This is a genomic window from Niallia sp. FSL W8-1348, from assembly GCF_038006745.1.
GTDB classification, from domain to species: Bacteria; Bacillota; Bacilli; order Bacillales; family Cytobacillaceae; genus Niallia; species Niallia alba.
In genome coordinates this window covers 3,105,307-3,120,083 of the sequence record NZ_JBBOVV010000001.1, presented here as the reverse complement: position 1 = coordinate 3,120,083, position 14,777 = coordinate 3,105,307, and the positions used below count along the sequence as shown (strand labels likewise).

The 14,777-nt window shown below is 36.8% G+C and carries 6 protein-coding genes and 2 pseudogenes; 1 reads left to right on the top strand and 7 read right to left on the bottom strand.

Translation table 11 applies throughout. The features are described from left to right. Positions 1-72: 72 nt before the first annotated feature. The 6 genes and pseudogenes from NST60_RS14795 to NST60_RS14770 all read right to left on the bottom strand — a co-directional run bounded on the left by NST60_RS14795 (position 73) and on the right by NST60_RS14770 (position 6,812). Positions 73-300, bottom strand: coding sequence for a hypothetical protein (locus NST60_RS14795; protein WP_169189254.1), 228 nt, complete (start codon positions 298-300; stop codon positions 73-75). Between the two features lie 220 nt (positions 301-520). After that, positions 521-2,082 (bottom strand): annotated as a pseudogene (locus tag NST60_RS14790) (IS3 family transposase). Between the two features lie 404 nt (positions 2,083-2,486). Then, positions 2,487-3,488: an LLM class flavin-dependent oxidoreductase gene (locus NST60_RS14785; protein ID WP_341099202.1), complete on the bottom strand. Its 1,002-nt coding sequence runs from the start codon at positions 3,486-3,488 to the stop codon at positions 2,487-2,489. 292 nt (positions 3,489-3,780) lie between these two features. After that, a pseudogene (locus tag NST60_RS14780) lies at positions 3,781-3,981 on the bottom strand (GDP-mannose 4,6-dehydratase); the annotation flags it as partial. A 298-nt stretch (positions 3,982-4,279) separates the two neighbouring features. Continuing rightward, positions 4,280-5,218, bottom strand: a complete 939-nt coding sequence (locus NST60_RS14775) for an LCP family glycopolymer transferase (protein ID WP_169189256.1) — start codon at positions 5,216-5,218, stop codon at positions 4,280-4,282. 478 nt (positions 5,219-5,696) lie between these two features. Then, on the bottom strand, positions 5,697-6,812 hold the full coding sequence (locus NST60_RS14770) for an IS4 family transposase (protein ID WP_016205139.1): 1,116 nt from the start codon (positions 6,810-6,812) through the stop codon (positions 5,697-5,699). 378 nt (positions 6,813-7,190) lie between these two features. On the opposite strand from NST60_RS14770, the gene hpaB reads away from it, so the two are divergent. Next, positions 7,191-8,618, top strand: a complete 1,428-nt coding sequence (gene hpaB / locus NST60_RS14765) for a 4-hydroxyphenylacetate 3-monooxygenase, oxygenase component (RefSeq protein WP_254415780.1) — start codon at positions 7,191-7,193, stop codon at positions 8,616-8,618. Between the two features lie 106 nt (positions 8,619-8,724). On the opposite strand, the gene NST60_RS14760 is transcribed toward hpaB, so the two are convergent. Further along, positions 8,725-14,661 (bottom strand): lamin tail domain-containing protein, encoded by a 5,937-nt coding sequence (locus tag NST60_RS14760; RefSeq protein WP_341099197.1) that lies wholly within the window; start codon positions 14,659-14,661, stop codon positions 8,725-8,727. Positions 14,662-14,777: the final 116 nt, after the last annotated feature.

Below are 14,777 nucleotides of genomic sequence, written 5' to 3'. Positions count from 1 at the left end.
TCGAGTACTTATCAAGTCTCGATTTTTTATTTTAATAACCTCAAAAGAACCGTCCCTCTGCTTCCCTCTATGTCACATACCTGTTTTATATTTTTTTTCACTTGAAGACGTATTTTTTGTAACATGTTTTGCCTTTTCTTCTCTTAGCTCTTCTTTTAAATCTTCCATTGGAATAGGATCAACCGTCTGCTCTATCTCAAACTTATCAAATATACTCTCATTCTCTGTAGGATATTGTTCCGGATTATCCATATCCATTTGTGGATTATTAGAAGCTGACTTCCCTTTATTTTCCGCCATCAACTATCACCTCCCTATTACCTTATTAATACCCGAATTTCATTAAAAGTACTCAGAGGCGGTGTTTGTCAAGATAGTTGTCGCATTTAACTTGTTTACTAGTGTAAGAACGTAAGGGTAACTACCGCGCTTTGCTTGGTGGCCTTCTCATCAAAGAACAGAATTCATTCTGTTCTTTGATGAGAAGGGAATGGGTAGTTCAAGCTCAGTCGCAGTGGGGCTATTTTGTTCCATCCTTTTCTATCTTGTCCTTTATTGGGTTTAAAGCCACTGAATCATGTGCACTCCAGTCTCTAGTTGAGCGCGTCCAACGTTCTGGATGCTTTTGTTTCGCTAGTTCATAAACTTCTTTGCGCTTTTTCAGTATCCCAATATGCGCACCTGTGTGGCATTGTTCTGGCGTCACAAAATTTATACCACTGTGTAAATGTATACAGTTATACCAATTCACAAATCTTAATGCCCATTCACGTGCAGCCTCAAGTGTTTCAAAGCCTCTGTACGGGAATTCAGGTCGATATTTCAGAGTCCGAAACATTGCTTCAGAATAGGGATTGTCATTACTTACTCTTGGTCTTGAATAAGAGCTTTGGATCCCTAATTTTTCAAGTAATACCTGAAATGTTGCGGCTTTCATGGGACTGCCATTATCGGAATGTAAAACGAGTGGTTTACCTTGGATTTTTTCACTAATAATCGTCTTCTTCATTAAATCTTCAGCGTGTTTTGCCTCCTCTGACTCCCAAATCTCCCAACCTACGATTTTTCTACTAAAAATATCGATAATTAAGTAGAGTCGATAAAACAAGCCTTTCACCGGCCCTTTTAACCACGTTATATCCCATGTCCATACCTGGTTTGGGGCTACTGCTAAATGACTTTCTGGTAATCTACCCTCGGGCTTTTTGCTTCTTCCCCGATGATTTTGCATTTTATGCTCACGAAGAACTCTATAAAAGCTAGATTCGGAGGCGATATAAATGCATTGATCTGCTAATTTTGGCACGATTTGAGTAGGCGGTAGGTCTACAAATTCCTCTTTTTTAACAACCTCCAGTATCTCTTGTTTTTCCTCTATCGTTAATTTATTTTTTGGCTCTGGACGTAACGCAATAGGGCGTTGATCCTCCTTGATTCCACCTTCTGAAATCCAGCGTTCATAGGTGCGAACGCTAATGTTCAATTCTTTACACGCCGGGGCTAATCGCGCACCATTTTGGTTTGCTTCTTGGATGAGTTCTACTGCTAGTGCGCGATCTGACGGGCTGATCATTCGTCCTCTTGGTCCCCCCAGATCGCTTGGGCCTTTTTTCTTAATAGTAATAAGGCTGCAGCTTCTGCCAATGCTTTTTCTTTTTTACGCAAATCTTTCTCTAATGCCTTTCCTCGCTTTTTCTCCTCTTTTAATTCTTGATTTAACTGCTTTGTTTGACTAGATTCTCGCCCATTTGCATTAAGGCATGAATCTCGCCATGCGTCAATCTGTTCTTTATAAAGTCCCTTTTTTCGACAATACTCCGCTAGCTCCGCACCATTCATTGAGTATGTTTCCATAACTATGAGAAACTTATCTTCACTGCTCCAGTGTTCAGAACTTTGTCCATCTCCGGGTGTGGGGTTTCCAGATGATCTAGCCTCTTTTCTCCACTTGTAAAGCGTGGGTTCAGTAATGCCCAACTCTTCACTTAATTGGCCAACCGATTCATTAGTGGGGGGCATCATTCTCTTAATAATTGATGCTTTCTCTTCCTTTGTATAACGTTTACCATTATTACTTTTCATGTCGATCAACCTCCGTGTATGATTTAAACTATACACTAAAGTTCCCTACGACATCTATCCTAACAGAGGGGGGAGGGACGGTTCTACCAATTCTTTTTATGAGGTGCGTTAAGCTTAGGGAAGCTGGAGAACTATCCCACCGACTCCCAAACCCCACATAATCCCATTTTGCCTAATTCATTCATGTTCAATGTCCTTCAAATCGTCTATATATAAGAAAAAGGGAGGCGTTAATATATGGTTAAAAATGAGGATTTAAAAAACAAAACGGTAGATCGTGATTTTGAGATAACGGAGGAGCAGGAAAAGAAGAAAGAGGATAAAGAGAAATAATGAAAAATGGTACTTGCTCTCAGGAGAGCAAGTACCATTTTTCATATCACTATATTTCATTCAAGTAAAACCTATTTCCCCTCTACCACTTCTCTCAATATCTCATAAGAGCGTTTCTGTTTTTCAGGATCAAAAATATAAGAAACTGCCATGATTTCATCGACATTAAAGCGTTCCTGAAAAGCTGTAAGCTGGTTGCGAACGGAATCTTTGCTTCCTAAAAGAGTCACGCTAGACATGGATTTGGCCATTTCTTCTTCCTGTGGATTCCAAAGACCATCTAAACTATCCACTGGTGGCTGAAGCGGCATTTGTGTTCCACGCACAACATTTAGGAAAAATTGATGAGTAGACGTCTGCAATACGGCCGCCTCTTCGTCTGTCTCAGCTGCAATTAAGTTCAAGCAAACCATCATATAAGGCTTATCCAAATACTTTGAAGGCTTGAAACGTTCACGATAAATCTTGATTGCATCTGCCATATATCTTGGTGCAAAGTGAGAAGCAAAAGCATAAGGCAAACCTAGACTTGCCGCTAAGTAAGCAGAGTCAGTAGAAGAACCAAGAATATATATCGGTACATTTGTACCAACTCCTGGATGAGCTTTTACATATCCTTGTTCTTCTTCAGGTCCAAAGTACGTAAGAAGGGCGTTAACATCCTCAGGAAATGTATAGACTGAATCCTTTTGAGAGCGTCTTAATGCACTCGCAGTCAGCATATCAGTTCCAGGAGCCCTTCCAAGACCTAGATCAACTCGATTTGGATAAATCGTTGCCATCGTCCCAAATTGTTCTGCAACCACTAATGGGGAATGATTAGGCAGCATAACTCCACCAGAGCCTACGATAATACTATCTGTGTGTTCAAGCGTATGCTTAATTAAGATTGCAGTTGCCGAACTTACAAGTGTAGAAGTATTATGATGCTCAGCAATCCAATAGCGTTTATAACCCATTTTTTCCGTTGCTTGTGCTAAATCCACCATTGATTCAATAGCTTCCTTAGAATTTTGTCCTTCACGAATTGGAGCAAGGTTTAATACAGATATAGGTATATTTAAATTTGCCATTTTGCAAGATCCTTTCTTGTTTAAGTCATTCTTAATCATATCAATTGCTTAACAAGAAAAAAAATTATTTGCTTGCGGGAGGCACCACAGGAATAGAAAAAGGAAGAATAAATAGCTATATACCTCATGCATTTTAGAAATATTATTCCCTATTCAGTCACAATTATCCTAATGATCCAATCTAAATGAAAAGCAGAAGATACTTCCCACTGCTTCTATTTATACCATTGGATAGTTTGGGCTATGCCAGTTTGAAATGTGAAGGTTGGCTGCCAGCCTAATGCTGTTATTTTTGTTGGGTCGAAATATCTGCCTTAATAAAGTGATAATTTTCCTTTCCTTCTATTGTTTTATGCTTTATTAAATCACCTGCATATGTTAGTAAATCCAAATTATAAATTTCATAATCCGGATATTTATTCACCATATATTGAACAAAATTTCCTCCAATAAACCCTGCCCCACCTGTTACTAAGACCTTCTTTCTCGCCATTTCACTTACCACCTTCTTTTTTCTATATAAAGTATTTCTCTCTCTACTATTGGAATACAGTATGTCTATATTTATTATAGTGAAAATTTTCCTGACAATTTAGAAAAACAAAAAAAACTGCTTTCTTCAGTTTTTTTGTTCATCCATATAAGAAAGAGCAGTTGGGTTATAAGAAGAAATTCCTATACTTGTTGAAATTTGCAATTCATTGCATCCTTTTAGCAAAGACAGAGACAGGATAATTGTCCCCCCTAAAAAAGGTACTAGCTATTGTCAGCTAGTACCTTTTTAACCTTCTTTATTGTAAATTCTCACTCAACATATCATGAACTTTCGTTTTTTCTTCTTCTGGAACATTTAAATAATAGGTTTGTCCAGGAGGAGTGCCTTGTCCTTTTACTTCATATTGCTCTACGGATTTTCGCACATCACGGTAGTTTTTCTGTATGCTCATCATTTGATCAAACGTAATGTTTGTTTTGACATTTGCTCCAAGTGCATCTAGTATTTCATCAAAATGAGCTACTGTTGATACTCCTGTAGCTTTATCAATAATAGCTGAAATGACTTCCCGCTGTCTATCATTTCGTCCAAAATCACCATTTGGATCTAGATGACGCATTCTAACAAATCCCAATGTTTGAGGACCATCTAATGTTAAAGTTCCCTTTTTATAATGATAGCCTTTTTTATAATATCCTTCATCAATCCAATCCAAGTCATTTTGAACAGTAATTCCGCCAAGGGCGTCAACCAAATCACTTAGCGCTTCCATATTTACTTGGATATAATAATCCATTTTAACACCTGTGAAATTTTCTACCGTATCCTTAGCCATTTTCACTCCGCCATAAGCATAGGCTGAATTGATTTTTGTCACTCGCCCATCCCCAATGATTTCTGTTTTCGTATCACGAGGAATACTTACCATCAGCATTTTATCATTATTTGGATTCAAAGTCATGACAATGAGAGTATCCGATCTTCCTACATCACCTTTTCTTTCATCCACACCCATGAGCAAAATAGAGATTGGTTTTGTATTATCAAGCTTTTCTTCTCTTGCTTTTTTCTCGGAATTCGAATCACCTTCAAGAGGATTATACATTTTGTTTGCTGTCTCTTCTACGCTATGAAATAGATAAAACGCATAAGACCCTAATCCAATAACAAGTATTCCAATAATTACTCCTAAAGTAATCCATATCTTTTTCTTTTTGCTTTTCCTTGTTCTCATTCACGCTCTCACTTTCCTTGTTAAATTTTTGCTCATCCATTTTAGTATAAAAAAATGAGAAAATGATGAAAATAAGGATGATTCTCCTAAATTTTCTAAAAAGAAAGCAGGAGAACCATCCCTCCCTATAAAATCCTACATAGGAAATGATATCTTTTGAATTAACTATAAAGAATACTAAATCGTATAACCGCAAATTAATCTAATACTTCACTTCAATCCTTAGTATGTATTCAAAAAGACCATTCTACTGCGAATATATCCAACCAATTCATGGTAATTGTCCCTCTATATCCCTCAAATTCCAATATGTAATTTTATTTAAAGGTCACTAGTGTTGCGTAAATAGTGTCATAATTTTCAGTTTAATTGTTTACTCTACTTAGAGCCAAAAAAGTAATTACCTTTCTAAAGGCGGCTCCTGTCCATTTGGAAATTTATTTACAATTAGACCTGTGCAACGACAACAATTTGTTGATTAAGGGATGGCTTTTCCTTCAATTTTGCGAAGCCAGACATGTGCTGGTTTCCACAATGATGCCCTTAAATAACGGCTAATTTGCAAGGTTTTCCGCTTACTTTTTGTTTCGAGTTGTACCAGAACATGAAGACAAAAAACAATAAGTGCGATAAACACTTGATTTTGAATCGCCCATTCACTTTGACCGTAGAATTTCTTGATATTGAGATGTTGTTTAATCCATTTAAAAAACAGCTCAATTGCCCATCGTGATTTATACATTTCCGATATTTCTTCGGCGCTTAAGTCAAAACGATTTGTGATTAAATGAAGTTCATTACCTTTTGAATCTATTATTTTTAGAAGTCGAAAATAGTTTTCAGCTCGGTTTTGAGTTGTACCAATCAACACCATTTGATCCGACAAAACAGATGAATCCTTGGGTAGTTTAAAATCATAAACCTCCCGTACGACTGCGTTTTTTCGTAGCCTAGAAAGAAAAAAGTAGCCTTCATCGGTCATGCGATCAAAACGCTCGTAGTCTAGATAACCTCGGTCAAACACATACATGCATTCTTTATCGTCAACCATAATCTCAAGTTGACCACGATCGTGTTCGCTTGCCGTTGTCATCACGGCTTTTTCGGGATAGGATTCTCCCTTTTCCATAAATACAAGGCGTAAGTGTAACTTTACGCCTGCCTTAGTTTTGCGGAACTTCGCCCATTTATGATTGGTCAAATTTAGTGGCAAAGTACTTGAATCAATAATTTTTAACGGCATGACAAGTTTTGTGTAGTGTGTTTTGGCGTGAATTTGTCCGACTAAATCAAGGAAAAGTCTTTGAAACAAATCTGGATTTAGACCATTTAAACGGCGCGAGAGCTGAGAAATGCTTATAGAATCAAGGTCGATTTCCTTTTGAAGATGATCATCAAAAAGGCAATCACTTAACGCATGAAGACTTTCAACTTCTTCTAATTGTGCAAAAAGTAATAGTTTTAGGAATGATTCTGTCGTTAACTTTTTCGTATAGCAATCTAATTTCAATGTTTTCACCTGTTCTTCAAATAATTGAAGATTAATTGGCGAAAACCATTGTCCAAATGAAGTTTTTCGTGTAATCTTGTCCATGAGATTGGTCCTTTTTTAGTGGATTTGGACGGGTTACCACCTGACTTATCCATTATAAAGGACTTTTTCTATGCATAAAATAATAAAAGTGAACATTTCGAGTATTTTTAATAGTGGAATTAAATTAATGCAACACTAGTGTTTAAAGGTGAAAAAATAAAAAGGTAAAAAATTATATACAAAAGGAACAAACTTCTTTTTTTAAAATTTAGGGGTTTGTCTACAGTCTGAGTTTTTTATTTGTTTTCTCTTCCAAAAAGGAAGCAATAGAACCGCCCCCATAATTCTCAATGAAACTGGCACTGAAAGTTGTATACATTAATAAAATACTAAAAAATAATGTATTTTATCATTCTTATTAATGAGGAGAAGGGAATTATGGGAGTAGTGAATGGAAAGACATTTTTAGAAAGAATAAATAAGCTAAATACGGAAGTTTGGCTGGACGGAGAAAAAATAGAAAATATCTCTGATCATCTTGCTTTTAAGGGTATTCTACAATCTAAAGCATCGCTTTATGATTTGCAATGTGATCCAAACTTCAAGGAGGAAATGACCTTTTCGTCCCCGCTTTCTGGTGAATCTGTAGGTGTGTCCTACTTACAGCCTAAAACAAAAGAAGATTTGTTAAAAAGGAGAAAAATGATGGAACGGTGGGCGAAGGAAACGGCAGGTATGATGGGCCGAAGTCCAGATTATTTAAATACGGTTATCATGAGCTTTGCCTCATCTGCTTCCCTATTAAAGGAAAGCGAAAATTGTTTCCCCGATCATATCCAATCCTTATATGAAACAGCAAGAGAAAAAGATCTTAGTTTTACCCATACATTTATAACCCCACAAGTAAATCGTTCAAGTCTGTATCTAGAATATTCTAATGAGCCAATTGCAGCAAAAATAATCGAGAAAAATAATAAAGGGCTAATTATTAAAGGGGCTCGACTTCTAGCCACACAGGGAGGACTTACAGATGAGCTCTTAGTTTTTGGAGCTCCCAAATTTGACCCAGAGGAAGCATTTGCATTTGCCATACCTTCAGACACAAAAGGAGTGAAGTTTCTATGTAGAGAATCCTTTGTAGGAGGAGATTCCACTATTGATTATCCATTAAGCTCCAGATTTGAAGAAATGGATTCCATTGTCGTATTTGATCACGTCCTTGTACCGTGGGAGCGTGTATTTTTCTATGGTGATATCAGAATTGCCAATATGTTTTTAACAAAAAGCTCTTTTAACCCATTTGCTTATCATCAAGTAATTACGAGGCAGATTGTTAAAACAGAGTTTATTTTAGGCTTAGCAGAAACAATGATAAATACAATTGATGTAGGCGAATATCAACATATCCAAGAAAAAATGGCAGAAATCATTATTGGATTAGAAACGATGAAGGCACTATTAGAAAAGTCAGAGAACGACGCTACGGTCAATGAACAAGGATGGATGATTCCAAGTTCAACACCGCTTCAAGTTGCTAGTAATATTTTCCCGAAAATTTATCCCCGATTTTCAGAAATCATTCAATTAATTGGCGCAAGCGGCTTAGTTTCATTGCCAACTGAAAAAATGTTTCTCTCTGAAGTGGGGAAAGATTTAAATCAATACCTTCAAGCAACGTGTAAATCTGCAGACGAACGCAATAAAATTTTTCGATTAGCCTGGGATTTGACAATGAGCTCTTTCGGTACAAGACAAACGCAATATGAGCGATACTTTTTTGGTGATCCTGTCCGTCTTTCCGGATTTTTATATAATAACTATCTAAAAGATAGTTATATTGAGAGGATTAATGAATTTCTGAGGTGATGCGCTTACTAAAATTTCATTATACAATAAAAAGGAGCTACAAAATCAGTCACTTGACTTTGAGTAGCTCCTATTTTATCGAGTTGACGTAATATCTTCTAGTCCCCTATGCTTCCTTGCGAATCCTTCGGAAGGAAACTATCACCATTCCAACAATCAATAATACTATTCCTACCAACATAATTGTATAATTTGCAGTTGCTGTATTTGGTAAGATAGAAGATTGATTATCTTTTTGCCCACTTTGATTTGTATTGTCCTTGCTTGGATCTTTTCCTTCACCGTTCCCGTCTGGATTTGGGATCGTCGAGTCTTCACTTCCTCCATCATTATCATCTAGATTCGGGATCGTCGGGTCTTCGCTTCCGCCATCATTATCATCTGGATTCGGGATCGTCGGGTCTTCGCTTCCTCCATCTTCTCCGTCTCCATCACCCGGTTCTGAAGGTACTTCTGGTGCTGGCTGTCCTTTTGTGAATGACCAAATATCAGAAATAGCTGTTCCTGTATAATTGTCTGCAGCTATTACATACCAGTCATAGGTTTGCCCTTCTTCAAGGTTTTTCCAAACAACTTCAGAAGTATCGCCGCTTGCTACATTCTCTTGCTGGCCGATTTCTTCATTCGTATAAACATTTACCGCAAAGTAATCGGTCGCTACTTGTTTTTCTTGCACAGTTAAATCAAAATCAATCACTAATTCATCTTTTAATGGATATTCATCTGGTTCATAGAAATTATAATCATCAAGATATGGTGAATACGTATTAATAAGGATACGGTTATTCTTTTGATCAAAATGAAGGAGTTTCATATAGCCTTGTCCGCCTTCCGGACCACCTTGGTAGTCTCCGAGCATTTGATAGACTTTTCTATCAGCAATTCCATCTTGATCATCATCAACCTCACTGATTAACGTCTCTGAGTCATGATAATGTCCGGATAACACAAGAAATACATTTTCATTCTTTTCTACTACCTTTTGGAAAATTTCTTCTCCGATCGGACTTCGATTTCCAGAAACTAATAGGTATTCATGGAAATTGAGAATTGCTTTTCGATCAGGATATTGTTTTAACACATCATTGATCCATTGCATATCCTCATCATTTACACCCCAGCCCATATAAATCATAATGAAATCATTTCCACCAGCTGATATTAAGTCATAATGACCGCGATTATCTTTATAGGATTCTCCGTAATGGGGTTGATCTTTGAAGCGATCTTCTCCAAACCATTTAGAGAATTCTGTGTAGTCATTAGACAATTGATCTACATCATGATTTCCTGCAAGTACGCCATATGGAACACCGTTGTCTTCTAAAACACGCATATATTCATCTGCGTAAAGCCATTGTTGCTCGTCATCCGATTCGTCCACTACATCTCCAGTATGCAAGACGTACTTAATTTTCATCTCTTCTTGTTTTTCGGCAATCCATTCTGTTTGTCGCTTATAAATATATGGATAGCTTTCTGAATAGTATTGGGTATCAGACATCCAGACAAATGTATAATCATATTCATCTGGAGAACTCGGAATTTCGTCTTGAATTAACACATTGATTTTGTTAGCCACATCGGCAAACTCACTTATATGCACATCTGCTTTTAATGCAAAATCCTCTGCTCCTGCAATTTTATAGGTTAATAGTTTCCATTTATTTTCTTGTATGCTCCATGCATACATGGAAACCTTTCTTCCTTCTAATGATTTTCCATTCCACACTAACTCGACTTGATCTTGTTCATCGATAGAAGAATCTAGTTCCACTTCAAAGCGATGGTAAGGAAATTGTGTACTAGAATCTGTTGTTAAGTACTTTCCGTCTAAAGAAGTAATAGCGGAAACATCCTCAGCAGTTAACGCCTTTTCTCCAGCGGGTATAAGCTCTACTGGCGGTTCTGTATCGCTAGCATTTTCAAATGATTTTACTTGACTATCCTTCGCTTCATATTTATACCCTTTATAATAAGTAACATCCATTGAATCTTCAGTTGGATCCGTTACTTTAACTTTTAATGCAGGATCTCCATCTACTGCCGTTGCTGCATTATTAGCTGGTGCAATTAATTCAGGCTTATTAGGATTTTCATTTGTAACAGAGAACGAGATAACAGTCTCTGCTTTATTACCAGCCTTATCTACTGCCACCATTTTTAAATCATGCGTTCCTGGAGCAAGCTTTGAGGAAGCAGTGTCAAATGGAACACTAATTTTTTCATCATCTAATGTTACTTCTAATGATTCAACTCCAGCGATTCCATCTACTGCACTTGCTTCAATCGCGAAGGCTCCCTTGTATTCCTTATTTGCTTCCATATTTGTTTTCATTACTGGTGCCGTATTGTCCACTTGAACCGTTGCAGTTACTTCATTTTCTTTATCTGCCGCTTTAATGCTGTAAGCTCCATCTGCAACAGCTGTCGTTTCCCAGAGGTACGTTTTTGCTTTCGCTTGTTCTTCTGTTATTGTAAAAGTAAAGTCTTCGAATGGGCGGTAAGTACCATCATCTCCCATATCAAATACTTGAACAGGATTCGCCTTTTTCGGATCCCTAATAACTGTACCATCTGCTAAAATTAAGCGAACATTTCTTAAGTTATAGTCATCTCTATTTTCTTCACTTTCATCTAATTGAAATGGAGATGCTTTATTACCAGAACGTACAGTAATGATATTTTCTCCGATGGACAATTTATTTGGATCAATCGGAATCGTAAATGTTTTCCAATCGGAATTATTATCCTTATCCAATAAATAAATTATTTCATCACCCATTGTAATCGCATTTTTAAAATACATATTTAGCCCGCTAATATCAACGGCAAGATAAGCTTGAGATTCCAAAGAGCTGTACGAGCTTTGCTCCACTTTTTTTCCATCCACAAAAAGCTCTACATCATCTGCTTTATTTTCTTTTGATGTTGCTTTTAAAATAACATTTCCAGATAAGATATCATCCTCTTTGACATTTAAATGAATAGGCTCATTGCTACTATCATTTTTAATGTGGATGACATATTTTTCGGAAGTTACTTCATTTTGCCCATCTGTTGCCACAAAATAATATTCAATGCTTTCTTTAGCAATAAAGTTTGCTGCATATAAAGTCGTAACATAATATTCGATGTCACTTGGATCTACTGTTAAAAGTAATTTTTCATAATCCGCTTGATCGTTTGTACGGTAATACAGAACAACAGATTTAATCCCCTTGTCATCAGTCGCTTTTGCACGAATTGTTACATCATCATTTTGATTGATTTCTTGAATATTTGTAGCATTTGTTAAAGTTGGTGGCACAGTATCATCTTCAACATGGACCGGTTGTGCTGGTACTTGTGTCGGTTCTACAGTTCCTGGTGTTCCTAGTTTTGTTTTTGCACTAATTTTTACCGATTGGGTAGAACCATCCTCAGGAAACTTATAAAGAATTCCCATATTCATTGCCGTATCTAATTGTGTCGCCTCATCATTATAATAAGCAACGTTTATCTCTTCTTTTGTATTCGTAGCGATAACTAATCCACGCATACTGCCATTTGCCATACCGTCACTTTTTATTCGAACAATGTCTTTATTTTCTACAAGACTAGTACCGTAATTCGCATTAAAATCAGCGACTGTCATTTCGCCATTTTGTGCATTAATAATCCAAAATACCAGTGTTTTTTGTGGTTCGATTACGACATTATCTGGAATAGAAGGCCAAATGACATCTGTTGCAGGATCAGCGTTATATCTGTATTGAATTTTATAATCCTTAAAGTTAATCGCTTTATCGGTATTATTGTAGATTTCAACATATTCATATCCATCCGCAGTTCCCACATTTGCACTATCTGGCACTACCTCTGTCACGAGTAGTTTAGGAATCTTGGTAAAATCAATGTCTGTTTCTTCCACAGAAATATTGTATTCTTCTGTTTTACTTTCGTTGATTCCATCACTGGCAACGATATAATAGACAATTTCCCCATCAACTTCAGCCGCCGGAATGGATATCGAATAACGACCTTGCGCATCTTTAGACATTGCTAAAGATTTAAAATTGTCATCTGCTGATTTTTTATAAAATAAAGTTACAATTGGATTTGCTACCTCGTTATCGGTTACAATTGCTTCGATCGTCATTGCGGTAAATGCCTTTGCTGTTTGAATTGGATTATGAGATATAACCGGTGGCTCCGTATCTTTTGGTACTTCTGGTAATTCCACAACATTTGTTGGAACTTGATTCGCTTCAATTGTTCCTGGAGAAGGATCTGCTAACACTTTGTATTTCGCCATTTCCATTCCTTCTTGAGGAAATTGATAATGAACCACTTTGCCATCATTGTCATTTTCAGAGCCTAAGTAACTAGCTGAAATCATCACTTTCCCATCGGAATCCTTTATTTCAAGTGCACGATTTCCGCCATTAGCTAATCCTGGGAAGGCTTTATCAGTAAACATAACTACTTCATTACTTGTAAGGTTTGTCCCATATTCCTTGTTAAAATCCTCTAACGTTTTATCCCCATTATTAAACCAAAAAACAAGCTTTTCTTTTGACTTCATCTCTGTTGCTGGCAATTGGAATAAAACTGGCTCTCTTGAAAGATCTGTATATACATAGTAAAAAGAATAAGCAGCTAAATTTAACGGTTGATTGGAATTATTGTATAGCTCAAAATACTCGTAATAATCGGTTCCACCACCAATTGAATTAGGAGCAAGCTCTGTAATCAAGAGCGGACGATCACTATATGTATCAGCTGGCTCTGGCGCTTCTTCTTTTTCTAGTTCAATCGTATACGTTGATGTTTTAGCAATATTTTTATTATCTGTTGCTTCGAGATAGTAAGCAATATTACCTTGCACATCTTCTTTTGGTATGTTAACTGTGAATTTGTGCGGATTTGCTGAATCTTGCTGCATCTCGATTGCCTTATATATTTGATCTGGTTCTACTTGATAATACAAGATAGCGGATGGATTTTTATATTCATCTACTATTGTTGCTTCGAATGAAATCGCTTCTCCCGCTTTAGCTGTTGTCTTTGCTTCATGCGTAATAACTGGAGCTTCTGTATCTTCTCCTTTTGGATTTTCCTGCAGCGGCTCAGTTGGAACTTGTCCATCTCCTAATACAGCTGGTGTTGGCGAAGCTTTCACTTGCTGCTTTACCATTTCTGTTCCTTCTGTTGGAAAAGCGTAATGAACATCTAAACCGGTATTATCTGTTTCACCTGATGAATATGTAGCGGATACTACTTCTTGACCATCGAGATTTTTTATCACAACTCCTCTATTGCCACCATTAGCAAATCCAGGAAAATCTCCTTTAAAGGAAATGACTTGCTGTTCTGTTAAGGAAGTGCTAAAATGCTTGTTAAAATCCTCTATTTTAAGATCTTTTACATTAAACCAAAGGACAATAGATTGTTGAGGTGCTATCGTCGTTGCTGGAATAGACATTATTTTGTCCGGAGTACTACCACCAATGTAATGGTAATAAAAATAATAGCTATTTAAGTCAATCGGTTGATTGGTGTTATTATAGAGTTCGATAAATTCAAAGTTATCGGTTCCTTGTGAATCAGGCGCTAACTCAGTAATAAGTAGTGGTGGTAGCTTTGCATAATCAATGGTTTCTTGCTGATTTTCTTCTTGCTCTTGTTCTATTTCGGTTAGTGGTTCTTCTGCTTTTTCTTCAGTTTTTTCCTCTTTCACATCATTTTCCTGCTGCTTATTTTCTTCTTTCGTTACTGGTTCCTCCTGTTTAGAAGACGATGATTCCTCCTCTTCTAAATGAGCCTTTTCCTCTTCGTTTGTTACTTCTTGTTCTTGCTCTGGTGTTGTTTCTTCTGTTTCTGATGCTTCTAACGTGCTATCCGTTTCTGTTGTTAGTGTGCTTTCATCTACTTTTTCCCCAGTTCGTTCTGCTGCATAAATCGTTAAACCTGGAAATGCTGGAAAATAAGTAGAAAAGAAAAATACCCCTATAACAAAGACGACAAAAGCCCTCCTTGCTATCCTCTTTTTTAAAGACACAAGCCCATTCCTCCCTTAATCTATTATCCTACTCACTAGAATCATAGATTTCTTATTTTAAGGAGCCTTTAAGTGAATATTAATAAACATAAAATTTGTGTAAAGAAAAACAGAGG

What these genes read in the sequence shown, in the direction of transcription:
- NST60_RS14795 (WP_169189254.1), bottom strand. Translation starts at nt 300, where the DNA reads ATGGCGGAAAATAAAGGGAAGTCAGCTTCTAATAATCCACAAATGGAT.
- NST60_RS14785 (WP_341099202.1), bottom strand. Translation starts at nt 3,488, where the DNA reads ATGGCAAATTTAAATATACCTATATCTGTATTAAACCTTGCTCCAATT.
- NST60_RS14775 (WP_169189256.1), bottom strand. Translation starts at nt 5,218, where the DNA reads ATGAGAACAAGGAAAAGCAAAAAGAAAAAGATATGGATTACTTTAGGA.
- NST60_RS14770 (WP_016205139.1), bottom strand. Translation starts at nt 6,812, where the DNA reads ATGGACAAGATTACACGAAAAACTTCATTTGGACAATGGTTTTCGCCA.
- hpaB (WP_254415780.1), top strand. Translation starts at nt 7,191, where the DNA reads ATGGGAGTAGTGAATGGAAAGACATTTTTAGAAAGAATAAATAAGCTA.